The sequence below is a fragment of the Paenibacillus sp. FSL K6-1330 genome (assembly GCF_037976825.1).
Classification (GTDB): domain Bacteria; phylum Bacillota; class Bacilli; order Paenibacillales; family Paenibacillaceae; genus Paenibacillus_AQ.
In genome coordinates this window covers 1,533,303-1,556,384 of sequence record NZ_CP150269.1, presented here as the reverse complement: position 1 = coordinate 1,556,384, position 23,082 = coordinate 1,533,303, and the positions used below count along the sequence as shown (strand labels likewise).

Below are 23,082 nucleotides of genomic sequence, written 5' to 3'. Positions count from 1 at the left end.
TTACTTGTATAATTCCGCTTCCGAGCGCATCCGCCGGCTCAGTCTTACCGGATCGGTATCCTCGGCAGCGTAAGCCTTCAGGAGAATGCGGAACGAAAACGGCTCCGGCTTGATCGAATGCTCCGGAGACTGTGCCGGACCGCAGCTGTTGCTGCCAAGTCCGTTCTGCCGGTAATCCAGATTCAGCGTAATGAAACTGCGTGGAACAAGGTCGCTGGCATGCGCCGCGGACTCCACATCCTGGTCGGTGTACCGGCTTGCACTGAAATTCAGGACAGGCTCGCCAACGGCGAGGAGCCCCAATCCAGCACCATCCGCGAGCGAGATCCAGCGGACATCCGATCGGTTCCCATTCTCCTGCGGATAAATATACGGCGTGAACAAGCCGTCCACAGTGCTGCGGTATTCCCCGAACCGTCCCGCTTCCAGGCTGTCCGGATAGCTTTCCCCAGGTCCTCTGCCGTACCACCGGACATGTTCCATGTCTCCCGCAACTTGCATTTGCAATCCGATTTTCGGCAGCATGGCGGGCGGCGTGCCGATCGGCTCACCCTTCACATCCATGATAATCAGGCCGCTGGAAGTGATCGTATAGGTCGTTTCGCAGCGGAAGCCCCAATCATATACCGGCGGCGCAATCCGGGAAATCCGCCGCACCTTCACGCTGTCTTGGTCCAGTCGCTTCCATTCGAAATGATCGATCCGCTCGGAGAGTCGGTCCAGATGGGCCTTGCGCCAATCCGGAAGCACGTACATATCATTATCAATCGGCGGACGCCAGAAATTCAGCGCCGGTCCGCCAAGCGTGATTCTTTTGCCATGCAGGAATAAGCTCTCAAATCCGGAATGAAGCGAACCGAGTGACAGCTGAAAGCTGCCATTTCCCACCTTAAGCTTGTGCTTCTCCTCGGTGAGCTGTAATGGTCCCCGCCGCGATGCGGCCGTTTGCTCGAATTCAGGCTTGGACGATTCCCGCAGCAGAAACTGGGACCATGCCACCTCATGTCCCCGTTCCGCCCAGCGGCAGTCCGCAGCCAGGGAGAGGGATACCTCAAACCACAGCTCGGCATAAGGACTCACGCCTATTGTCGCTTGCTCCAAAACCTTCTGGAGGCTTAACTCCGTGCTTGTGCCTGCATCGATGCGGGGAAGCTCCAGCGCTCCGCTATGGACAAGCTGTCCATCGGCCAACACCCGGTAATGGGCCACCAGATGATCCAGCGAAATGAAATCATAGCGGTTCATGATATGAAGCACACCGTGTCTTCGCATCGACATGCGGACCGGTTCAATGACCTTTTTGTATTCCAGAAGTCCAGGTGATGGCGTCCGGTCCGGACGGACCAAACCGTCAATAACAAAATTGCTGTTGTTTGGAACATCGCCATAATCACCGCCGTATGCATAATCCATCCTGCCGTCCGGCGTCCTTCTGCTCAGCCCGTGATCGATCCACTCCCACACGAAACCGCCCGCAAGGCGGGGATGCGCTTCAAAGGTATCGAAGTAGGGACGCAGACCGCCGGGCCCGTTGCCCATCGCATGCGCGAACTCGCACAGAATATGCGGCTTGGGATGATCGGTCATTTTGCCGAATCCCTCCATCTTCTCGACGGAGGAATACATGGTGCTCACCACGTCGCACACCTCGGCTTCGCGGTCCTCCTCGTAATGGATCAGCCTCGTTGGATCATTCTCCCGGCACCATTCCGCCATCGCGCGGAAATTGCAGCCGAAGCCGGATTCGTTGCCGAGGGACCAGAACAGCACGGACGGATGGTTCTTATCCCGTTCCACCATTCGGCGGACACGGTCCACATAGGCTTCCTTCCACTCCGGATCATCGCTCAAGCGGGAAATGTTGCCGAGCGGCTCGAAGCCGTGGGTCTCCAGATCCGTCTCTTCCATCACGTACAGCCCATACACGTCGCACAGCTCGTAGAACCGGGGATCGTTCGGGTAATGAGCGGTCCGTACAGCATTGATGTTGTGCTGCTTCATCATACGGATGTCCTCGAGCATCGTGGACAGGGTGACGGTTCGGCCCGTATCCGGATGATGGTCATGGCGGTTGACGCCTTTAAGCAGGATTGTCTTGCCATTTACCAGGAGCTGTCCGTCCTTCACTTCAATGGAGCGGAAGCCGACGCGCTGCGCCACCGTCTCCAGCGTTCCCCCTTGAGCATCCTGCAAGATGATCACCAAGTGGTACAGTGCCGGGGACTCGGCACTCCATAAATCCGGACCGGCTACCTTGATCTCAAAGTCCTCCACGGCGGAGTGCGAGACATCCTTCCCGGCTGACCCTACTTCCACTCCGGCTCCGTTCAACAACCGCAACTGGACGGAGCCGCGCTCTCTTCCTTCCAGTTCCAAACGCACGTTCAGCTTGGCATTCAGATACTCCGCATCCAGATCGGTCGTTACGCGGAAGTCGTTGATGCGAAGCGCCGACGGCTCGGCTACCAGATACACATCCCGGAAAATGCCGCTAATCCACCACATGTCCTGATCTTCCAGATAGCTTCCATCAGACCACTGGTATACCCGAACCGATATCTTGTTTACGCCGGTCTTCACATAAGGCGTCAGATCAAACTCGGAGGTCAGCCGGCTTCCCTGGCTATAGCCGATAAACGACCCGTTTAGCCACACATGAAACGCACTGTCCACCCCGTCGAATTTGACGCAAATCTTCCTGCCATCCCAATGCTCTGGAAGCTCGAACTCGCGTACGTAACTTCCGGTCGGATTCGCATTTGGCACATGCGGCGGATCCACCGGGAACGGATAGTACAAATCCGTGTAATGAGGATGGCCGTAGCCCTGCAGCTGCCAGTGCCCCGGAACTGGGAGGTCATCCCAGGCCGATACATCGTAATCTTCTTCATAAAAAACTTCAGGAGCTGTCTCCGGCTCCTCGGCATAGTGGAATTTCCACACCCCGTTCAGTGATTGGTACCAAGCCGAACTGCCTCTGTCATAGCTTAACGCTCCGTCCGCATCCGCGAACGGAATGAAATAGGCCCGGCTTTTCGCCCGGTTCCGTTCCAGCACGCTTAGGTCATCCCAGTCGCGGCCGATACGATGGTCTTTCATATATCTCTCCATCCTTTCCCAAGCAGTCTAGTCTTCTAGAGGTAGTTCAAAAAGTCATCTTTCCATGACTTTTTGAACACGCACTTCTATGTTCTGATGCTGTTTCATGCTTCATATCAATCGTGGATGCCTCTTATCATTGGCACCGTTTACCCCTTGATCCCCGTCGTGGCAATGCCGCCAACGATATAACGCTGCGCAAAGAAAAATACGGCCAGCGGCGGGATCGAGATCAGGCAGGTGATCGCCATAATGGATTGCATATCGACGCCGTGCATACCCTTAAATTGGGATAACCCCAGCGTCAGCGTATATTTCGTCTGATCATTCAGGAAGATGAGCGGACCCAGATAATCGTTCCAGCAGCTCATCATATGGAACACGGCCACCAGAATGAGCGAGGGTCCCATCAGCGGCACGATGATCCGCAGCAAAACCGTCATTTTGCCCGCCCCGTCAATCGTTGCCGCTTCATCCAGCTCCTTCGGCAAGGTCATGATGAACTGGCGCAGCAGAAAAATGAAGTAGGCGGAACCAAACCAGGACGGTACGATGAGCGGTTTGAGCGTATTGATCCAACCCAGGTAGTTGAACTCCATATACTGTGGAATCATGGTCACTTCCCACGGAATCATCATGGTGGCAAGCACGATCAGAAATAGCGCATCCCGTCCCTTGAACTGAAACCGTGCGAACCCGTATGCCACCAGCGTGCACGATATGAGCTGCCCGAGCGTCGACAGCAGCGTCACGATCAGCGTATTTTTCAAAAACAGGTTAAACGGCTGAATGCTCCAGGCTTCCGCGAAATTGCTGAATCTCCACACGGAAGGCAACCATTTTGGAGGAAACAGATACAGCTCCTGCTGCGACTTCAGTGCTGTCGTGATCGCCCAGAAGAGCGGCGCAATGAACAGCAGGGAGCACAAGATGAGCAGTGTGTACGTGATTACTTTTTTCATGCGGAACGCCCCTCTCTGCCGGCAGGTACGCCTGCTTTGTTACGCTTTGGCTTCGCCTTCTCCTTCTTCATCTCGCCCTCATAGAACACCCAGGCCTCCGAAGACTTGAACACGAGGAACGTCAGCGTCAGCACGATCAGGAACATGAACCAGGCATTGGCTGCGGAATAACCCATCTTGAAATACTTGAACGCATTCTCGTACATGTACATCGCATAGAAAAACGTCGACTTCAGCGGGCCACCGCCCGTAAGCAGAAGCGCCAGCGTCAATTGCTGGAAGGCCGCAATGATGGACGTAATCAGGTTAAACAGCAGGGTCGGCGTGATCATCGGGATGGTCACATTGAAGAACTGCCTGATCTTACCCGCTCCATCTATCGAGGCCGACTCATACAGGTCCTTCGGAATGCCTTTGAGACCCGCCAGAAAAATAAGCATCATCGAGCCCTGTCCCCACAGACTTGCAATAACCATGGCGACCAGGGACCACTTCGTATCGTTCAGCCAGTCCGGGCCTTCGATGCCGACAAGCGATAAGAAAAAATTCAGGATCCCGTAATCCCCGCTGTACACCCAAGACCAGATCATGGCGAGGGCAACGCCGGAAATGACCGACGGCAGGTAGAAGGCGGTGCGGAAGAACGCGCTCCCTCTCACCTTTTGATTCAGCAGCATGGCGAGTCCCAAAGCCACGATGATGTTCAGCGGAACGAACAAAGCCGCGAACTTTAACGTAACTATCAGCGATTTCCAGAACAACGGATCGTTCGAGAACATCTCCACATAGTTGTCGATGCCGACAAAAGTCACTTGGCCTACGATCGGCCAATCAAAAAACGAAATGACGAGGGAAAACAGCAGCGGACCAAGCGTGAAAACCAGAAAACCGAATATCCATGGAAAAATGAAGAGGTAGGGCACGGCCCCACCCCAACGTTTTGGTCCAAGTCGCTTCGGGGCCGCTGTCTGCTGTTGTGAGTAAGGCACTTCAGTATGGGCCATATTCGCGAACCTTCTTTCTTCGTTTATTTCAAATAGCGTTCGCTATCCTTCACCGCTTGGTTCAGAACCTCCTGGGCATCGCTGCCAAACATGACGGATTCCACAGCTGCCGACAGCTGGCGGTTCACTTCGTTCCATTTCGGATTCAGCAGGAAGGCCGGCGTATTGTCCGAACGCTCCAGCATCGTGTAATACGGCTTGTAGAGCGGATCCTGATCCTTCTTCAGCTCGTTCACCACGCTGACCCGGACCGGAAGGTCGGCCACGCGCATTTTGATCGCTTCGTCCGATACGTAGAACTTAATGAACTCCCAAGCCAGATCCTTGTTCTTGGAATCCTTCGCTATCGACAGCGCGGATTCGGCCAATACGCCCTTTACAGGCTTGCCCTCGAAGGCTGGCATTTCCACCGTACCCACGTCGATTCCAGCTTCCCTGAAGGATTCCAGAGGCCAGATACCGCTCTCCCACATGGCAATTTTGCCGGCTTTGAAAATATCCTCCCCGCTCTGCTGCCCTTTGCCTCCAGTCAGGACGGCTGAGCCGTTCTTGAGCATATCGCCCAGCATCTGAATGGCTTCCGCCGTTTCCTTGCTGTTCATGTAGCCTTCAATCGTTGTGCCGTCCTCGGAAATGAAGGAACCGCCGTTGCTCCATACGAACCCTTGGAGGTCATACGTATCGTTCTCGGCTCGTACGCCGAAGCCATACTGCTTCTTGGATTTATCCGTCAGCTTCTGGGCATTCTCCTGGAATTCCCTCCATGTCCATCCATCGCTCGGATAGGCGATGCCCGCATCGTCGAACATCTTCTTGTTGTAGTACACCACCCGGGTCGTAAAGCCCGCCGGGATTCCGTACAGCTGATTATCGATCTTGCCGTAGTTAAACAATCCTTGGTAAAAATCATCGATATTCAAATCCTCATCCTTGGACGCGTAGCCGTCCAGCGGCTCCAGAGATTGGTGATACGTCGGAAAATCCCACATATACATCACGTCCGGCGGATTGGCTGCGCCAAAACCGGCGGCCAGCTTCTGATCGAATCCGTCGGCATAAGCCTCCACCTGAACCTTCGTGCCGGGATGCGATTCCTCGAACTTCTTGGCGATCTCCTGCTCGATCTTCAGCGCATCACCCGTATCCCAGGTAGCGAAGCGAAGCGTTGTCGCCGCGCCCGATGCATTGCCGTCCGGCTCCTTCGATGCTCCGGTCCCGCCGCTGCCGCCGCATGCGGCCAGCAAGGATGCCATTAACGTCATAACCGAAACCAACGCGATCCATGACATTTTCTTTTTCATATTGTCAGCTCCCCTAAAGTATTGAGTTGATATGAATTGAACCGCTTTCATCATAACTCGGATGAAAGCGGTTCAAAACGTGCGCTGATTCGCAGATGATCGTATTTTTGTTCGAACTTTCGTCCTCGGGTGTTCATTTGTTTACAATGATTCCCCTTTTTGTTCGGCACGGTATTGGCTTGGCGTCTGGCCTGTGCAGCGTTTGAACCATTTGCTGAAATATTTGCTGTCGCCAAGCCCGGTCTTCTCGGCGATCTCCTGCATCGTTAAGGAGGTTTCGCGCAGCAGGCCATAGGCGAGGCGGAGCTTGCGTTTATATTGGAATGTGATGAAGCTGTCGCCAACCGTTTTCTTAAACAGGATCGAAAAATGGCTGCGGCTCAGCCCCACCTTCTGGGCCAGCTCCGCTGCCGACCACTCGTCCGCGGGATGTTCATGCAGGAGATGGACCGCGTGCAGAATCGGCTCAGGCCACTGCTCCCCGCTAAGACCGTACACCCGTTCCAGCTCGGCTTCCTTATGCAAGGATTGAAAAGCTGCCTGTACATCCTCCGAATCGTGAAGACATTCCCGCGAATTCCATGTGAGCTTCCCGCACCGGCTCTTGATCTCCACCAGCAAGCTGTCCGCCGCTCCCTTAAACTCCTCCGGTACGGCCCAATAGCAGCTGTCCGCGCCGTAGTGAATCAGCTTGCTGCAGCGCAAACCCGGCTCGTCGGAGCCCTGTTCCTGAAGCAGCCCCTCCCAATTGCTGCTGCAGCCCGCCGTCTTGATCAGGTAGAGGGAGATGGGCTTGCACTCCCCCTGCCCCACACGGCTGCAGAGCTGCCGGAGTTCTCCCGGGAATCGATCGCTATGACCGTTCAGCCAAGCAAACAGGTGAGCAGAAATCTGCTCTGCCAACTCGTGCGCGTAGGACGGCGTATCGGACAGCTCACGCTGGAATTTTTCCAGCATCGCTTCGAGTTCTTCGTCCTCGAAGGCGGTTTTCAGCAGATATCCCGAGGCGCCAAGCCGCATCCCCTCTTGGGCATACTCGAAATCCCGGTGGCAGCTGAGCAGAATGATTCGGGTTTCCGGCGCGACCTCCTTCACCTTGCGCGAAAGCTCGATTCCATCCATCTCCGGCATGACGATATCCGTAATGACGACCTGCGGGCGAAACTCCAGGAACGCCTCCCAAGCCGCCTGACCGTTGGGGCTGTCCGCCACAACCTCCATCCCGAATCGGTCCCACGGCACCGTGGAGCGGAGTCCCTTACGCACAATGCTCTCATCATCGGCAATCAACACCTTAAAGTACCCTGCTTTCATCATTGAAAGACTCCTCCTTTTTCGGCCAGCGTATGGTGATCGTTGTTCCTTCTCCCTTAATCGAATGTACCTTCAGTCCGTATAGCGGACCAAAATGCAGCTTGAATTTCTGATCGGCGTTCCGCACGCCAAGCCCGCCGCGTCCCTTCCGCTTCATCTCCGGCGAGAATAACTGAGCGAGCTTCTCCTCCTTGATGCCGGCCCCGTTATCGCGAAGCGTAAGCACCAGCTCGTCATGATCCTCCTCGACCTTGACATGTATCTCTCCCTGACCATCGGTGAAGGCATGGAAAAAAATGTTTTCAAACAGCGGCTGAAGCGTCATCCGTGGAATCAAATAAGGCAGAAACGCCTCATCGCAATCCAGCTCATAACGGAACACCTCGCCGTACCTGATCTCCTGGATTTTCAAAAAGTGACCGATCATGCGCAGCTCCCTGTTCAACGTGACCAGCTCCTGCGAGATATCCAAATTCCCCTCCAGCACCATCGTCAGATGATACAGCATCTGACGGATGTCCTCCGCGCCTTGCAGCCTGGCTTTCCACTGGATGGAGTTGAGTGTATTGAACAGCAGATGAGGGTTGATCTGATAATGGAATGCGCGCAGCTCCGCCTCTTTTTTCAGCCGCTCGCTCTGCTCCACTTCGCCAATCAGTGTCTGCACGCCCGTAACCATCCGGTTAAAACTCATATCGAGACTGCCCAGTTCATCCCTGCCCTCGATTGGCGTACGGGTATCCAGCTTGCCAAAGCTCACCTTCTGCATCGAGTCCTTCAAGGTTCGAATTCGTGAGGTGAACCGGGAGGAGAACAGATAAGCAATGCCAAAAGCAAGCAAGCAGGAGACGATGGCAACAACCATCGTGTTCGCCCGGATAACGCCCGAGGATTGATAGAAAGCCTTGGCCGGAACTCTGGCTTCCATGGTCCATTGGTTGACGCCAAGAGTCCGGGACCAGGTCACATCGTTGTCATGGGGGGTATACGGAGCATCCGTCTCATACACGATCGTGCCGTCCGGCGATGTAATGAGCAGGTGGGCGTGCGTGTCGGCCTCGAACTTGGCATAACTGCGCAGCAGCTCCTCGGCACTCTCCTCAATGAGGATGATGCTGCCGTCCTGAGCCTTGTCCGGGTGGTGGATCGGTACGGCGAGCCCGATGACCGGCACGTTATCGCTATCACTGCTCTTAATGGAATGATCCTGTTTGTAAAAACCGAGCCAATACGTCCCGGCATAGGCCTTCGGCCTCGTGCTCCACATCGGGATATTGCCGAGTTTATTCACATCCAGATTGTTCTCCCCATAGTAATAGCCGGAGGTCGTAATGATATAAATTCCCGCTGTCAGCTGCGTCCGAAGAGACTTCAATAACGATTCGAAGTCGTTCTTCTCCATAATGTCGCCGTATGTGGATGGCGTCCCGGCTCCGATCCCCGAATGGCTCGGGTCCAGTAAATAGGAATAAATTGTTTCCGCCGTCTGCTTCATCCGCCCTAATGCCGAACTGGTCTGCTGCTCCAGCTGCGCTACGGCATTATCGCCGTATTTGCCGAACTGGGAGTTAATCACTTTAGCGGATTGATAATAGGAAAGTCCGCCAAGCGAGAACAGCGGAATCAGGGTGACGACTAAAAAACAAGTAAGCAGCTTCGTTCGTATACTGTGATAGGTGCCGGTGAACAGCCGGCCCACTCGATCTTTGATCCCCTGAAGATTCATGGTTACTCTCCCCGTTGTCGTATCGTATCGTGAAACTTTCGTCCACTCGTTCGCCATGCGGCAGGACTGCTAACCCGTCCGTGATACCGCTTTCATTATAAACCCGAACAAAGGGCTTGTAATTAGGCGGCAACTGGAAACGGAGAGGAAACGGAAAAAGCACCTCCCCCACAAGGCAAAAGCCCGGGAAGAAGTATTTGTCCGTCATCGTTATAGAGGTTGTTCAAAAAGTCCGCTTTTGATAAGAAAACCAATCGAGGCCAATCAAGGATGAGCGACCGCGATTCAAAAGTAGGTTTTCTTGCGATATAGAATTTCATCAGCTCTGCTGATAACGAATAAATTCTATATCTAACACGAAGCGAATCAGGAAGCAGCTCGGCATCGAATCTTGAATTCAGCCGGGACTAAGCAGATGCTTCCGAAGTATGTTTCCTGCGGAAACATTTCAGGTGCTCACGTACCCAAAACAGCAGATGCTTTCGAAGGCGTTTTCTGCGAAAACGTGTAGCTCCGCTCCTGACGTCCCTAGCTTCATCCAACTGAAGCGTTTTGAAAAAACGCACATCGGAAGCATAAGCTTCGGTGCTGAAAATCGACCTTTTTGAACACGCACTTATAGGGTGTATTCATGTCCAAGAATCAAAAATACGCTGGAGGTCCAGGTGAACGCCCGATCACGAAGCCCCGCTCCGGTCAGGGCATCAAAATTCTCGGCCATGCCGCTGAGACTGACCATCCGGCAGTACCGCTGCGCAATCTCCGTCGCCAGCTCCATATCCCCAGCTGCCGCTACCCCTTCGACCAGCAGCATCGTGGAAGGAGCCCAGATCGGCCCGCGCCAATATCCGTCCGCCTTATAATAGCGGCTGCTTACGCTCTCGGTAGCCCAGCCGTTGCTTGTCAGGAATCGGCTTTCATCCCGAAGTCCTTCCAGTAGAGCCTTGCGAATAAACTCGGGAAGGCGTCTTCCCAGCAGGATGGGAACGAACAGCAGCAAGCTGTCTCCCTCGGATACCTCATGCGTTCCCGAGCGGCAGGCCGTGAACCGGCCATCCTTCCAGAAGTGTCGAATCAAACGCTCCAGCGTATCGTCCGCTCTCTGTCTCCATTGGCTCGACTCCTCGGTCAGGCCCAGCAAACCTGCGATTTCGGCCAGCGTCTCCATCTGAATAATGAGATAGGCGGCAAGATCAGGGCTCTCGACGGGAATGCCGTTATTAAACGCCGTGCTGTTGTCCCAGCCTGAATCGTTGCCGTGGTTGTACTGGGGAATGCCGTCGCCGTCATGGTCCCGGTGCGTGAACCACCACTCCGTCCATTTGGATAACGGGCCATAGACCTCGCGCAGTTGGGTCTCCTTAATGAAATCGGTCCGACGCATCATCCAGGCCAGTGTCCAGCCGTGAATCGGTGGTTTGTTGCAATTCCAAAGCTCGTATTTATCGTTCACGAAGTCAGGGATCAGGCCGCTCTCATCCTGCCGGTCAAAAAAGATCATGAACTGATCCCAGGCCAGCTCCGGCTGATGCCGCACGAGGGCCATCGCGTTAAAGCAGTTGTCCCAGCTCCAGATGTTGGTCATCCAATTCTTGGACATATACATGGCTGGGCGGGTCAGACAGCCTTCGGCCGGAACCACGCAGGACCAGGTAATATAGGCCGCGAGCTCCCTTGCTTCCTGCCACCGCTCAGAGACGGTAAGGGTGTTGTTCAGCCATGCGGCATAATCTTCCCGGACGCTATGAACCGCCTCGTCGAAGGACTCCCATTCCTTGCGTGGGGTCATGACGGTCATGAACTCCTCTACCGCAAATTCCGCTATATTGGTTAACGCGTCCATGGAGAAGTCGGCGGTCACCCGCGAGCTCTTGATCTCGTTCCATTCGACCTCCATGCCCATCTGGCCTGCAAGCCGGGTCAGCATGAAGCGGCAGCCATGCGTGAAGCTGTTCACCTCCCAGCTGTCCGGATGGGTCTCATAGGCGTAATCATACGCTGCTGGAAAAAAGGTAAGCCGGATGCCGCAGCCTTCCGAGCGGAATCGGACGGTCCGGGAGTCCGATAAACAAATGTCCGCATGACCCTCCGAATCGGAGGCCTTTAGCCTGATTTTGTCGGGTGATGCCATAGGTTCAAACGGAACCGGCTCGCTCTGCCGGTTTAGCAGCTCTATCAGAAACGCCTCGCCAAACTTGTCATCTCCTCCGCGGACGGTTCGCAGGTAAAGTCCTGGTCTGCGGTCCTTTGCCGCGGGCAGGAGGGAAATTGCCAAGAAGGACTCTCTTCGGCTGAAAGGTACGATATTCAGATCAAAATTCATAAGACATCTCCTTCGCTGAGGTATCGCTTTCATTGTAAGACTTCTCATGGGAAGAGAGGACTGCCGGATGTCTTGCCGATAGAGGGATATTGTTTGCTGCAGGCTCGTCTAAGCGGGTGAGGTGTCATTTTGTTCGATGAGAGGGGGAATAAATGTCATGGCAAACGACAGTGACGCGAAGATCCATTAAAAAACCGCCGATGATCGCGGCATCGGCGGTGGCGTGATGAGTGTGTGTAGCGTATGATCGGGACAATTACGACTGCTTCCTAAGGCCGTTAGGGCCGGCGGCCGTGCTGCCGCCAATACTGTCTTTTTCCGTCATCCCGTACCGTAATTCCCAGCTTCGATAGTTCCCGGCGCAGATCGGCTGCATCTTCTTTATCCTCGTTCTCCATCGCCTTCTTCCGTGCCAGGAAGAGCGCGTTCAGGCTGGGCGTCAGTTCCGGCGAATCGGCAACCCATCGGACATAATGATCGGCGAACGGATCGCGGTCTCTCCAGGAGTAACCGTGCCGCTTGAAGGCTTCGGCTAAGGCATCCCGCTTGGCTTCGGGTTTCTCCCGGTAGAGTTCCTGCCCCTCAGTGCCCAGCAGGACCAACTGCTTGCCATCCAGAAAGACCGCAGAAACCTCGTCTCTCGTAAACGTTTGTTCGGCATCATGCATGCGGAGTCTGATCTCTTGATCCGACAGACGAACGGCAAGGCTTTCTTTAATGGCAATATGGGAGAGTACCATGCCCGCAAGCAAGCCCAGAATAGCGGTTACGATGACGACCCAAGGTCCTTGTATAGATGCGATTAACTCCAGCGGTCCTTGAAAAGGCACCCAGGCGAGGCCCGTTGCCCAATCCGCGATTGCAGGTATAAACCAGCCGACAACCGCGCCTAATAACGGCGGTACCGCCCAAATCAGGATCCGGTCAGAAGAGGATAATCCAAGGTCACTGTATTCCATCCCGTGATTCAAGTATATCCGCCCCTTTCCTGAGGGTACTGTTCACCGCTTCCCTCCATATCGCTTGGTAATCCAATCGAATATCCATCATGATATAACTCGTGACATTATCAATGACCAGTGCCAGAACATACGCTTTGGAATCTGCATTCTGCCGCTCAATGATCCCGAAGTCTGCTCCTAACCGCATCAGTTCCCGAAAGCCGTCCAGGAACGATTGCTGCATAGCTATCACCCGCTGGCCGTAATTGGCACTCCGGTTTGTGGTCAGCATGAACTCATTCAATAGGCGCATGACCGGCACAAAAGCCTCTTCCTCCTCCGGAAACATGCGCAATCCCCCTTGGTACAGCTTCTCCGCGAAGTTGTGCTCGTTCATTTCGGTCAGGGAGAAATAATGATCGAAATGATAATCGCTGAACATATAATCAAAGACGCGCTCCACCAGTTCATCCTTGGATGCAAAATGGTAGTAGATCGACGGTTTCGTAATACCCACCTCGCCGGCAATCATCGCAAGGCTGGTCTTCTCGATGCCATGAACCGCAAACAATCCGATGGCGGCCTCAACGATCTGCTGCGAGGTTAAGTCTTTCTTTTTCAACGTATGATCCCACTCCTTTTTTAACTACCGATAGGTAGAATTTTAAATCTAAGAATGGGAAGTGTCAATATTTTTTAACTATCGGTAGTTAAAAATAAAAAAATCGCCGACGCTTATCGCATCGACGATTCGTATAGATTCGTTTGGTGCCATAACCGGCTCAACCGATTAGAGCATTCTTCTTCCCATCATGATGATGGTATTAAGCAGCGACTTCCACTTTCCATCGACTGTACGTGCAGTCGTTGCGGTGTTGGCCGCTTGATTGCGTTTAGATCGCAATTTCGTTGCCATCCTGCATCGTTCCAATTCCTGACGGAGATCGCGAACATGCTGTTTGGCAATATCTTCATTATTGATATTCATGGTTTCATTCCTCATTTCTTTTTATAGCGACAACATTCCGACATTACCAATACCTGCAAGCGCCTCTTCCGTCCCCTTCACTATGATACTTCCATTGTTTACTCGAAGGTAAGGGTACAAAATGCCTTTAATTCTTTTTTCCCCTACAACGACTTCGCCGAAAAGATCCAGGGAGGACAGCGAAGCCTTAATGTCTTCCTCAGTCACGTCATCGTCAAAGGTCAGCGTCCCGTCAACGATAAAGCTAGCCGGCTGCCCCAAAGCCAGCAGTTGATCCCTCGACCAGGTCTCCTCGCCGTTGATGAAAACAAAGAGCCGCTCATAACTTACGATTTCCGTGTTCAGGTTGGGACAGCGCTCCCAAACCAAATCCTCGATCTCCTCGCTGCAAATGATGAACGAAGTCGACTGTATCTCTGACAAGGCCTGGCTGAAGGCATCCCGGGTCACGTCCGCCTCGAGAATGAGCGGCTTATTCGTGTAGAGCTTATGGTCTTTAAAGCGCCGAGCGGTTCTCGCGTTTAGCCTTACGGGTTTGGTTACATATTCGAAGCCTGCCGGGATCACCTCGACCAAGCCGTTTATCGTTTTCAATTTTTCGTAGAAATAAGGAGATTGATGTTCATGAATAACCGCCTTGCCGTTAACGCGGATACTTTCAATTCGGGCCGTGAACTGCTCCATATCCAGTTCCTTATCCAGTTGAACTATGCCGTTCAACACCAGCTCCATGGGCTCGTTGCTGGAGGCCAGATACGCATTATTCAATTGAACCTTCCCGGACTCGAACCTGGGCTCGTATTGATACGCGTGTATTTCCGCGCTGGCTCCCCCCGCTTTGATCAACGCAGCGGTAACAGCTCCGGCCAGATGCCGGGGAGCATAGACCTGGCCGTTGACCACCAGGTGCAGCGTACCGTTCTGGAATACTTCAAGAGATACTTCTTTATCGATAATGACCGTGCCGTTAACGAACACGCGGTCCGGCTGCTCCAGAAGCTGAAAATATTCCTCGTCCAATCGCAGCGTACCGCTGTAATAACGGTGCCCCTCCGGAATTTCAAGCGTCTTGCCGATATTGCCTGCATTTTTCAACAGCGTGAGCAGATGTGCCGTCTCTGCCCGGTAGATTACAAGTCCCACGTTTCCGATCCGTTCGATGCTTGTTACGGTTTCCTCCGTTGCCTGCGTAAGATCCAACATCCCTACATTCTCGATTATTCTGCTCATTTCATATCTTCCTCCCATAGTTTTCTCAATTTTTTGATGGCGGTTTGCAATTTGTACCGAACCGTGGCTGCCGGCATGCCCAGTTGCTCACCGATTTCCTGGCTGGACATCCCGAGCCAAAAGCGCTTAAACACGATATCGCTTTGCGATTGCGGCAAACGGGCGAGCCATTCCGTCATTTCAATATTGCGGCTTGAAACGGGGAGCTCTGCGACGTCCAGATCATCCTCCCACGATACGAGCCGCTTCTCCCGGCGGCTAATATCGATCATGCGATTTTTGACGACTCTGAAGAACCAGGCCTTTTGCTTGTGAAGGGGCAGAGCTGCCAGATTCGGCTCCTTGATGGCCTTCATAAAGGCATCCTGGACCAGATCATCCGCTTCATAAGCATGCTTGGCAATGGATCTGGCATAACGCCGGACATCCTCCTTCAGATTTTCATAGAGATCACATACTTCCATTAGCCAACCTCTCACTTTTCGTTTTGTCTTTTCTGTTAATATAACGTTTGGGCAAATGAAACTGATGGATATTCTCGAAATTTTTTTCGAGCCCATAAAAAAAACACGCCAACCGTCTACGCAGTCAGCGTGTCTGCCTCTATTTAATCCCAATCAATATTATTGATTGATCAATTACTACTTTTCGTAAAAAACATCTGTAATGTATCGTTATATCATGGCTGCACTACCCTTTGCGTCTTCAGCTTCTCGAGCACCTTTGCCCATTAAACTCCTCATCGTTGCCGTAATTGCCTGCTCATGGGGCGTCCATTGAATCGGCCCTATCAAGCGTTCATATTTTTCACCGCTCAGCACCAGAGGCTCCTCGGTCAAATACAGCATCTCAACCACCTCTTTCATCACCGGATTGAATAATCCAATCAAAGATAGCCCAATTCGTCCCAGCGGCATCACAGTCTTGCGCTTTCCGGCAGCCTGCTGCGCAATCCGCACCAGCTCATGACCTGAAATAACGCCGGGTCCGGGGATATGCCAGTTCTGCCCATAGGACTCCTCCCTTGTTGCAATCTCCACAATCATCCGGGCGGCATCGGGCAAATAGACGTACTCGCGGGGAACGCTCATATTGCCGATGAAAGCGGTCGGTTTGCCTGCCGCAATGGCTTCCATCGTTACCGATAGGTAAGATGCCTGCGCAGAGGGACCGTAATAATCGGGAAGCCGTACGATAAGAGGCTTTGCCTTATGCCAGCACGACGAGAATAACAATTGCTCGTAGGCCAATCTCACTTTGCCCTTGCGGGTATGCGGTTTTTTGGGATGATCCTCCGTCGCCTTTTCCATTAATCGTCTACCATAAGGATAGATTCCATCAACGACAACAACCTTTGCACCCAGCTTCTCTGCTGCTGTCATGACCGATTCACCCAGCGGCAGCAGCCTGGACTCCATCTCGTGATAGGGAATGTTGGCACTGTGAAAAATAACGTCAGCTCCTTCCCCGGCTCTTAGAATATCCTCGGGTTTAAACGCATCTCCAATTTCCAGCGTAAGCAGAGGAGAATGGTCCAACTGCTCCGCCAGCTCATTCAGCTTCGTCGAGGAGCGGCCGAAGGCCACCGTTTGGACCCCACGCTTTACCAGCTCCACGGTTAATGGAGCTCCTACCCCACCTGTTGCACCCAAAACAATCGCTTTTTTCATCATCAATCTCTCCCTTATCTCATATCGTTATTGATTGATCAATTACAATTTCTTTTAAAAAAATGCCCTTCTTCCACCGCGCACTACCCATGCGGTACGCGGTGTGGCACAAAACGCGCCTGGACATGATCTATCTTATAGGCATCATATTCGGCATATCCATCGCCATGGCTACATTGCACAGCATGCCCCGGGCCAGAAAATCGGAGGTTTTCTTATCGGCATCCTCAAACCCCGCCCGCACAAAGGCATTCTCCACGAGATCCTTCACCTCATTCATTCCCTGCTGCATCGCTTCGCGGATCGGCGCTTCCTGAATCGTCTGTGCCTGCATCTGGAGCAGGATCTCACTGCGATGCGACTGCACAATCCCTTCGTAGGCCTGAATCAAACCCAACTCCAGATTCTCTGGAGAAGCGGATTCGATCACCGCTTGAAATGCCTTCACGATGCGCTCCCAGGAAACAGCCAGCGATTCCACGAGCAGTGACTCCTTGGTAAAGAACCGGTAGACGTAAGGCTGGGATATCGCTGCCCGTTCGGCAACTTGAGCCGTGGTCGCGCGATAATATCCGATCTCTGCAAACACTTCGATGGCTGCCGCCACGATATCATTCCGCCGATTCGCAGAGGTTGACGCTCTAGCCATTTCTACCACCCTCCTTCACTCATATCGTTTTATTATTGATTGACCAATCACTAATTGAACTTAGTATATACGGCCTCCTTTCTTTTTGCAACTGCTTTTTCCAAAATGATCAAATACAACATCTGGCTATAACTTGCGATCGGGAAGGAATCCGCTATTACTTATCGAACTGTTTTATGAACCGTGTATAAGGCGGGCGTATATTTAAACACTTTATTCTGCAATCGATCAAGGAGGAAGAATCATGAGTCATGAAGGTCAACAGCAATTCGAACGATGGCATAGACACCGTACGGTCTTGTTGCAACTGCTGCAGGACGTAAAGAGCGAGCATTTGGATTATAAACCGTGGGAGAACGCCTATACCTTGGGTGCATTAGCTGTTCATATTGCGGCGTCCTCGGATATGTTCCTGCGCTCCATTGCAAAAGGCTCGTTCTCTCCGCCTTCGATTTCCACCAAGTACGAAACCATCGATGACATTCGAAATATCGTGCAGGCTTCGACCGAATCGTCTACGGCGGTTTTTAATGAATTGTCCGACTTCCTGCTGGAGCAGCCGCTGGACTTTAACGGGTTCGTTGTCCCAGGAAAAGTGTGGCTGGGCAACATGGTCGATCACGAAATCCACCATAAAGGGCAATTATTCACTTACGTGCGGGCTGTCGGAATCGAAAAGGTTCCCTTCTTCACGGTCCAGCCGCCAAAGCGGTAACGATAGGTACTGCTGGAGTTGCTGCTGCAAATCTCTAATGCTCCCCCCAGATTCATCATACTCAAAACAAAAAAGCCGGATTTCCTGCAGCTTGCTCTCAGGTAATCCGGCTTGCTTGCCCTTACTAACCCTGCTTCGCCAGTTTCACCACAGCCTGCAAGGCCGTGTTAATCTCGCGTTCCACCGCGTCGGCGACCACATTCGTGTTCGGGTCGTACTCGGCCGCGAGATCAGCGTCGGCAAAGCCGTCCATTGCTACAATCGCACCGGCGCGAACGCCGCGGATCGACGCAACGACGTACAGCGCCGCAATTTCCATCTCTACGCCAAGCGCTCCCGCTGCTTTGTACTTTTGGTGCGGTACTTCTTCAACGCCGTTAAAGAACACGTCCAGGGTTACAGTAATCCCCTTACGCACCACGCCCTCACCGATCGCAAGGGCGGATTCGTACAGCGCTTCCGCTACCTGGCTGTCCGCAACTGCCGGAAAGCCGTCTGGCACCAGCTGTTTCGTCAGGCCATCCGTACGGATCGCCGCCGTGCTGACAACAAGGCTTCCCGCAGGGGTATCCGCCCGATACGATCCGGCCGTGCCCACGCGAATCAGGGTCTTCGCCCCCGCGCGGATCAGCTCCTCGAAACAAACCGCAGCTCCCGGACAACCAACGCCGTGGCTGGTTACCGCAAGCTCGACGCCTTCATACGTCCCCACGAAGGTGCGGTATTCCCGGCTGAACGCGAGTTCGCGCGCGTTTGTAAGCTTGCGGGAAATGGTCTCCGCACGCTTCGGATCGCCGCAGACAATCACAAATTCAGGTATATCCTCTGAGTTCACTTGCAAAATAGGCATCAACATATTAGTCAAACTCCTTATGTGTCCATTCGTCTTCAGGTATATCCAGTGCCTCGCCGCTAAACCGTTCTTCCTTGAACGGGTCCGCTTCATTGTGGAAACCGTTGCGTTCCCAGAAGCCTGGGCGGTCTTCCTTCATAAACTCAATGCCGCGCAGCCATTTGGCGCTCTTCCAGAAGTAGCGATGCGGCACAACCGTGCGCAGCGGCCAGCCATGCTTGTCCGTCAGCGGCTCGCCGTTAAAGCGATAGGCCAGCAGCACATCGTCCTTGAGCAGATCCTCGATAGGTACATTCGTATCATAATCCGGATCGGCATGAAACATGACGTATTTGGCATCCGGCTTGATCTTCAGCCCCGCCAGGAAATCCCGGAACAGGACTCCCTCCCAAACCGTATCGAATTTGGACCAGCGGGTGACACAGTGAATATCGGTATTCACGGTCACCGTTGGCAGCCCCATGATATCTTCATAAGAAAACGTCCGCTCCTCTTCGACTTCGCCGAATACCTTGAGCGTCCACTCCGACATGTCGTAATGAGGAACCTCCCCTTCGTGCAAAATAGGGAATTTCTCGGTCAGCGTCTGCCCCGGCGGCAGCTTGGCACGCTGCTCCTCGGTCAGGTTGCCCACCGCCACCGGCTTCATTTTTTTCAATCGCTCTGCTTTTTTGTGCACCAAGTTCATCTCCTTTACGCTTTGTCGGCTTTCGCATCCGCTGATCGTCTAAGATGGCGAATTCTCTTGTTGTCACGGCGCAGCATGCGCACCTATCTGGAGCTTGAGCCCTGCTTCAGTGCATCCTGCTGGAAGCTTTTGTCCTTAAAGAAGAACATCGCCAGAATCGTGACGACATAAGGCAGCATCTGCGTGAAATGCGTAGGCAGCGCCAGTCCCTGGAACCTTATGCTGAGCGCATCCATAAAGCCAAACAGCAGGCTTGCGGCCGTTACTCCAAGCGGACCCGATTGGCCCAGCATTGTAGCTACGAGCGCAATAAAGCCGCGTCCAGCCGTCATGCCTTCCGTAAACATCGTCACCTGGCCAAGCGACAGCTGCGCACCGGCAAGGGCACACAACACACCGCTCGCCAGCACGGCTCCATACTGATACCGTCTTACACGGATTCCTACGCTTTTGGCAGCGAGCGGATTCTCACCGGCAGCCAGGAACCGGAAGCCGCTCTTCGTGCGATAGAAATAATACCACATGAGGCCCGCAATCAAAAACGACAGATAGACAAGCGGCGTCAAACCCGCCAGTATCGGACCGATCACCGGAATATCCTCGATAATCGGAATGTTCCATTTCGGCAGCCCAACCATCGTATTGTCATAAAATGCACCTTTTACATCAAAAATAGCCCGTAAACTAAATGTGGTCAATCCAGCCGCCAACGCATTCATCGCGATACCGACCACGATGACGTTCGCCTGCAGATTGATGCTGAGATAAGCAAATATAAAAGAGAATATCGAAACGATCACAATCGCGAACAAAATCGCATAAAAGACGTTGCCGAAGAAGTGGTTCCCCACCACGGCGGAAAAAGCCCCAAGCAGCATAAAGCCTTCCAAACCGACGTTGAACAGTCCGACGCGCGAACACAGGGCACCGCCGAGGGCCGCAAGCAAGATCGGAGTGAGCACCCGGAGGGCCGAGTTGATTAAGGCAAGATCAAACAGCTGTTCCATCGGATTTGTTCCCCTTTCTGCGCTTCAGGAAGCTGTAAGTGAATCGGGCGGAGATAAACAGAATCAGCACGGCTTGGATAATCGCTCCTACCTCAAGCGGCACTTCCGTATTCCGTTCCACGCCCATACCGCCTGTCTGCAGCGCGGCCAAAAAGATCGAGGCAATCAGCGTGCCGATCGGATGCGATCCTGCCAACAATGCAGCCATAATGCCCGTCCAGGCATAGTCGGCCGTAGATAATGCACCATCAATATAGCGATACTGAGAGCCCAGAATTTCAACGGCGCCACCAAGACCGGCCAAGCCGCCGCTGAAGAACATGGCGCCAAGCATCATCGGTCCGCGCTTAACGCCGCCAAACAGGGCAAACAGCGGATTGCCGCCAAGCATCCGTACCTCGTAACCGATCACGGAGCGCTTCAACAGTACAAATATAATCAACGCGGCCAGCACCGCGAGCACAAAGCCTACATGCAGCGGCATACCGGAGATTAGCTTCGGCAGCCAGACGCTGTTATCGAGCATTTCAGATTGCGCCATCGCAGCTGAACCCGAGCGGTCCTTCAGCGGATAGGCGACCAGATAACCCGCAAACAACACGGCCACATAGTTCAGCAGCAGCGTGGAGATCAGCAGGTTAACCCGAAACCGGGCATCAAAATATCCGGCCATCACCGACCATAATCCGCCTGCGATCACACCGGCAAGAATGGCAACGATACACACCAGCCAGCCCGGGCCCGGCATGTACAATCCGACCAATGCGGCAGAAAGCGCGCCAAACACCATCTGACCTTCGGCACCAAGGTTAAAGAAACCTGCGCGGAATGCAAACGCCGCGCCCAGACCAATCAGAATAATCGGGGTCGCCCGGGACAGCGTATTCGTAAAGAAATACATGCCGCCGAAGGCACCCTTCCACATCTCCGCGTAAGTCTGCAGGATATCGCCGCCGGCAATCATGATCGCGATGGCTCCGGCAAGCAGCCCAACAATGATGGCGGCAATCGGCTGGAGCAGCGGAAGCGTAAATTTTGTCCATTTATTCATTACAAGGCTCCTCCCGCCATCAGCAGTCCCAACTTCTCTTCTGTCGCTTCCTTCGCCGACAGCTCGCCCGCGATCCGGCCTTCAAACATAACCAGAACCCGGTCGGACAGCTTCAAAATTTCTGTTAATTCCGAGGATACCAACAGAATTCCCGTCCCCTCTTCACGCCGCTTAAGCAGCTCGCCGTGGATCGTCTCCATGGCTCCGATGTCGACGCCGCGCGTCGGTTCGGCAGCGATCAGGAACGGGGTTCCCTGTTCCAGTTCCCGTGCGACGATCAGCTTCTGCAGATTGCCGCCGGATAAATATTGCGTGCTGGTCTCCAGGGAGCCCGTCTTGATCGAGAACTTCTGAACCCATCCGGAAACTAACGAACGAATGTCCTTCAGATTAAGGAAGCCGCCCTTCTGCAAGCGGCGGTGGTGCCCCATAAGCCCGGTATCCATCACGGTTGCCGTTCGATTAGCACCCCATACATAGCGATCCTCCGGAATATGGGCTAATCCGTGCTCCCGTATCTCCCTTGTCGACATGCCGGTTACGTCCTTGCCCGAAACGGCAATCCGGCCGCTGTCCGGCTGAGCCAGACCGGAAATTACCTGAAGCAGCTCGGACTGCCCGTTGCCGGAAATACCGGCAATCCCGACAACTTCGCCCGCACGGACTTCAACATTCACTTCGTCCAGAACCGGCTTTCCTTTCGTTCCGCGGATCGAAACGTCTGATACTTCCAGCACCTTCTCACCCGGCGTGATCGGCTTGCGATCTAGTTCTATCAGTTCGCGGCCGACCATGAGACGGGAAAGCTGATGGGCATCGGTATTTCCCTTCTCCACCACGCCCGTGACGGCACCGTCACGGAGCACCGTGATGCGATCGGCCACGTCAAGAACCTCGTTCAATTTATGACTTATCAGAATAAAGCTCTTTCCCTGTTTGGAGAGCTGTTTAATGGCATCCAGGAGCTCCTGCACCTCGAGCGGCGTCAGCACGCCAGTTGGCTCATCCAATATAATGATTTCGGCGCCCTGATACAGCACCTTCAAGATTTCAACTCGCTGCTGCACGCCAGGCGCGCTGCTGCTTACGATTGCGCGGGGATCCACCTTCATTCCGTATTGATCACAAAGCCCCTCAACAATCTTCACGGCTTGCTTGCGGTCAAACCTGGCACCTGATCCCGGTTCATTGCCGATCACGATATTCTCAGCGATTGTAAACGTAGGAAACAGCATGAAGTGCTGGTGCACCATACCGATGCCGCCCTGAATCGCGCCCTCCGGGCTTGCAAACGAAACTTCCTTGCCATTCAGCCGAATCGTACCCGAGGTTGGCTGCTCCATCCCGTACAATATCCGCATCAGCGTTGTTTTGCCTGCACCATTCTCCCCGACGATCGCATGAACTTCACCCGCACGCAGCGAAAAATCAATGCCGCGGTTTGCGCTAAACTCGCCATACTTTTTCGTAATATTGTCCATCTGGAGTAGCATCGAGTCATGCCTTCCTTTCGCTTCTGAATGAAAGACCGACTGCTCATGGGCAGCCGGTCCAGGTGAGA

General features: G+C 53.6%; 20 protein-coding genes. 1 reads left to right on the top strand and 19 read right to left on the bottom strand.

Going from position 1 to position 23,082, the window contains the following annotated elements:
- From NYE54_RS06775 to NYE54_RS06710, 14 genes are all read right to left on the bottom strand, one after another.
- The gene (locus tag NYE54_RS06775) at positions 1-3,099 is read right to left on the bottom strand and encodes a glycoside hydrolase family 2 TIM barrel-domain containing protein (RefSeq protein WP_339271001.1); all 3,099 of its coding nucleotides are present in this window, start codon (positions 3,097-3,099) and stop codon (positions 1-3) included.
- A 149-nt stretch (positions 3,100-3,248) separates the two neighbouring features.
- Positions 3,249-4,061, bottom strand: a complete 813-nt coding sequence (locus NYE54_RS06770) for a carbohydrate ABC transporter permease (protein ID WP_053489640.1) — start codon at positions 4,059-4,061, stop codon at positions 3,249-3,251.
- A complete protein-coding gene (locus NYE54_RS06765; protein WP_339270997.1) occupies positions 4,058-5,065 on the bottom strand; it encodes a sugar ABC transporter permease in 1,008 nt (335 codons plus the stop codon). Before NYE54_RS06765 ends, NYE54_RS06770 begins: the two co-directional genes overlap by 4 nt.
- A gap of 23 nt (positions 5,066-5,088) precedes the next feature.
- Complete coding sequence (locus tag NYE54_RS06760; RefSeq protein ID WP_339270996.1) at positions 5,089-6,366, bottom strand: sugar ABC transporter substrate-binding protein; 1,278 nt, start codon at positions 6,364-6,366, stop codon at positions 5,089-5,091.
- 141 nt (positions 6,367-6,507) lie between these two features.
- Complete coding sequence (locus tag NYE54_RS06755) at positions 6,508-7,683, bottom strand: response regulator (protein WP_339270994.1); 1,176 nt, start codon at positions 7,681-7,683, stop codon at positions 6,508-6,510.
- Positions 7,661-9,406 carry a sensor histidine kinase gene (locus tag NYE54_RS06750; RefSeq protein WP_339270992.1) on the bottom strand — a complete coding sequence of 582 codons (1,746 nt, stop codon included), beginning with the start codon at positions 9,404-9,406 and terminating at the stop codon, positions 7,661-7,663. The genes NYE54_RS06755 and NYE54_RS06750 overlap by 23 nt, the downstream gene beginning before the upstream one ends.
- Positions 9,407-10,022: 616 nt before the next feature.
- Positions 10,023-11,729: a trehalase family glycosidase gene (locus NYE54_RS06745; RefSeq protein ID WP_339270990.1), complete on the bottom strand. Its 1,707-nt coding sequence runs from the start codon at positions 11,727-11,729 to the stop codon at positions 10,023-10,025.
- 278 nt (positions 11,730-12,007) lie between these two features.
- Complete coding sequence (locus tag NYE54_RS06740) at positions 12,008-12,700, bottom strand: DUF308 domain-containing protein (protein WP_339270988.1); 693 nt, start codon at positions 12,698-12,700, stop codon at positions 12,008-12,010.
- Positions 12,675-13,292: a TetR/AcrR family transcriptional regulator gene (locus NYE54_RS06735; protein ID WP_339270986.1), complete on the bottom strand. Its 618-nt coding sequence runs from the start codon at positions 13,290-13,292 to the stop codon at positions 12,675-12,677. Before NYE54_RS06735 ends, NYE54_RS06740 begins: the two co-directional genes overlap by 26 nt.
- Before the next feature lie 168 nt (positions 13,293-13,460).
- Positions 13,461-13,658, bottom strand: a complete 198-nt coding sequence (locus NYE54_RS06730) for a hypothetical protein (protein ID WP_076322834.1) — start codon at positions 13,656-13,658, stop codon at positions 13,461-13,463.
- A 21-nt stretch (positions 13,659-13,679) separates the two neighbouring features.
- On the bottom strand, positions 13,680-14,888 hold the full coding sequence (locus tag NYE54_RS06725; protein ID WP_339270984.1) for a hypothetical protein: 1,209 nt from the start codon (positions 14,886-14,888) through the stop codon (positions 13,680-13,682).
- Positions 14,885-15,352, bottom strand: a complete 468-nt coding sequence (locus tag NYE54_RS06720; RefSeq protein ID WP_339270982.1) for an RNA polymerase sigma factor — start codon at positions 15,350-15,352, stop codon at positions 14,885-14,887. Before NYE54_RS06720 ends, NYE54_RS06725 begins: the two co-directional genes overlap by 4 nt.
- Positions 15,353-15,562: 210 nt before the next feature.
- Complete coding sequence (locus tag NYE54_RS06715; RefSeq protein WP_339270980.1) at positions 15,563-16,558, bottom strand: NAD-dependent epimerase/dehydratase family protein; 996 nt, start codon at positions 16,556-16,558, stop codon at positions 15,563-15,565.
- Positions 16,559-16,688: 130 nt separating this feature from the next.
- On the bottom strand, positions 16,689-17,207 hold the full coding sequence (locus NYE54_RS06710) for a TetR/AcrR family transcriptional regulator (RefSeq protein WP_113060294.1): 519 nt from the start codon (positions 17,205-17,207) through the stop codon (positions 16,689-16,691).
- 244 nt (positions 17,208-17,451) lie between these two features.
- On the opposite strand from NYE54_RS06710, the gene NYE54_RS06705 reads away from it, so the two are divergent.
- Positions 17,452-17,922: a DinB family protein gene (locus tag NYE54_RS06705; protein ID WP_339270978.1), complete on the top strand. Its 471-nt coding sequence runs from the start codon at positions 17,452-17,454 to the stop codon at positions 17,920-17,922.
- Positions 17,923-18,046: 124 nt separating this feature from the next.
- On the opposite strand, the gene NYE54_RS06700 is transcribed toward NYE54_RS06705, so the two are convergent.
- From NYE54_RS06700 to NYE54_RS06680, 5 genes are all read right to left on the bottom strand, one after another.
- Positions 18,047-18,778, bottom strand: coding sequence for a nucleoside phosphorylase (locus tag NYE54_RS06700; RefSeq protein WP_339273406.1), 732 nt, complete (start codon positions 18,776-18,778; stop codon positions 18,047-18,049).
- Position 18,779: 1 nt separating this feature from the next.
- A complete protein-coding gene (locus tag NYE54_RS06695) occupies positions 18,780-19,454 on the bottom strand; it encodes a sulfite oxidase-like oxidoreductase (protein WP_076322827.1) in 675 nt (224 codons plus the stop codon).
- A 92-nt stretch (positions 19,455-19,546) separates the two neighbouring features.
- A complete protein-coding gene (locus tag NYE54_RS06690) occupies positions 19,547-20,470 on the bottom strand; it encodes an ABC transporter permease (protein WP_098742272.1) in 924 nt (307 codons plus the stop codon).
- On the bottom strand, positions 20,454-21,521 hold the full coding sequence (locus NYE54_RS06685) for an ABC transporter permease (RefSeq protein ID WP_076322825.1): 1,068 nt from the start codon (positions 21,519-21,521) through the stop codon (positions 20,454-20,456). Before NYE54_RS06685 ends, NYE54_RS06690 begins: the two co-directional genes overlap by 17 nt.
- The gene (locus NYE54_RS06680; protein ID WP_339270975.1) at positions 21,521-23,014 is read right to left on the bottom strand and encodes an ABC transporter ATP-binding protein; all 1,494 of its coding nucleotides are present in this window, start codon (positions 23,012-23,014) and stop codon (positions 21,521-21,523) included. Before NYE54_RS06680 ends, NYE54_RS06685 begins: the two co-directional genes overlap by 1 nt.
- Positions 23,015-23,082 lie beyond the last annotated feature (68 nt).

Coding starts and splice junctions, on each gene's coding strand:
- NYE54_RS06750 (WP_339270992.1), bottom strand. CDS start 9,406: ATGAATCTTCAGGGGATCAAAGATCGAGTGGGCCGGCTGTTCACCGGC.
- NYE54_RS06725 (WP_339270984.1), bottom strand. CDS start 14,888: ATGAGCAGAATAATCGAGAATGTAGGGATGTTGGATCTTACGCAGGCA.
- NYE54_RS06760 (WP_339270996.1), bottom strand. CDS start 6,366: ATGAAAAAGAAAATGTCATGGATCGCGTTGGTTTCGGTTATGACGTTA.
- NYE54_RS06765 (WP_339270997.1), bottom strand. CDS start 5,065: ATGGCCCATACTGAAGTGCCTTACTCACAACAGCAGACAGCGGCCCCG.
- NYE54_RS06745 (WP_339270990.1), bottom strand. CDS start 11,729: ATGAATTTTGATCTGAATATCGTACCTTTCAGCCGAAGAGAGTCCTTC.
- NYE54_RS06770 (WP_053489640.1), bottom strand. CDS start 4,061: ATGAAAAAAGTAATCACGTACACACTGCTCATCTTGTGCTCCCTGCTG.
- NYE54_RS06710 (WP_113060294.1), bottom strand. CDS start 17,207: ATGGCTAGAGCGTCAACCTCTGCGAATCGGCGGAATGATATCGTGGCG.
- NYE54_RS06690 (WP_098742272.1), bottom strand. CDS start 20,470: ATGGAACAGCTGTTTGATCTTGCCTTAATCAACTCGGCCCTCCGGGTG.
- NYE54_RS06685 (WP_076322825.1), bottom strand. CDS start 21,521: ATGAATAAATGGACAAAATTTACGCTTCCGCTGCTCCAGCCGATTGCC.
- NYE54_RS06700 (WP_339273406.1), bottom strand. CDS start 18,778: ATGTTGATGCCTATTTTGCAAGTGAACTCAGAGGATATACCTGAATTT.
- NYE54_RS06715 (WP_339270980.1), bottom strand. CDS start 16,558: ATGAAAAAAGCGATTGTTTTGGGTGCAACAGGTGGGGTAGGAGCTCCA.
- NYE54_RS06720 (WP_339270982.1), bottom strand. CDS start 15,352: ATGGAAGTATGTGATCTCTATGAAAATCTGAAGGAGGATGTCCGGCGT.
- NYE54_RS06730 (WP_076322834.1), bottom strand. CDS start 13,658: ATGAATATCAATAATGAAGATATTGCCAAACAGCATGTTCGCGATCTC.
- NYE54_RS06755 (WP_339270994.1), bottom strand. CDS start 7,683: ATGATGAAAGCAGGGTACTTTAAGGTGTTGATTGCCGATGATGAGAGC.
- NYE54_RS06775 (WP_339271001.1), bottom strand. CDS start 3,099: ATGAAAGACCATCGTATCGGCCGCGACTGGGATGACCTAAGCGTGCTG.
- NYE54_RS06680 (WP_339270975.1), bottom strand. CDS start 23,014: ATGCTACTCCAGATGGACAATATTACGAAAAAGTATGGCGAGTTTAGC.
- NYE54_RS06705 (WP_339270978.1), top strand. CDS start 17,452: ATGAGTCATGAAGGTCAACAGCAATTCGAACGATGGCATAGACACCGT.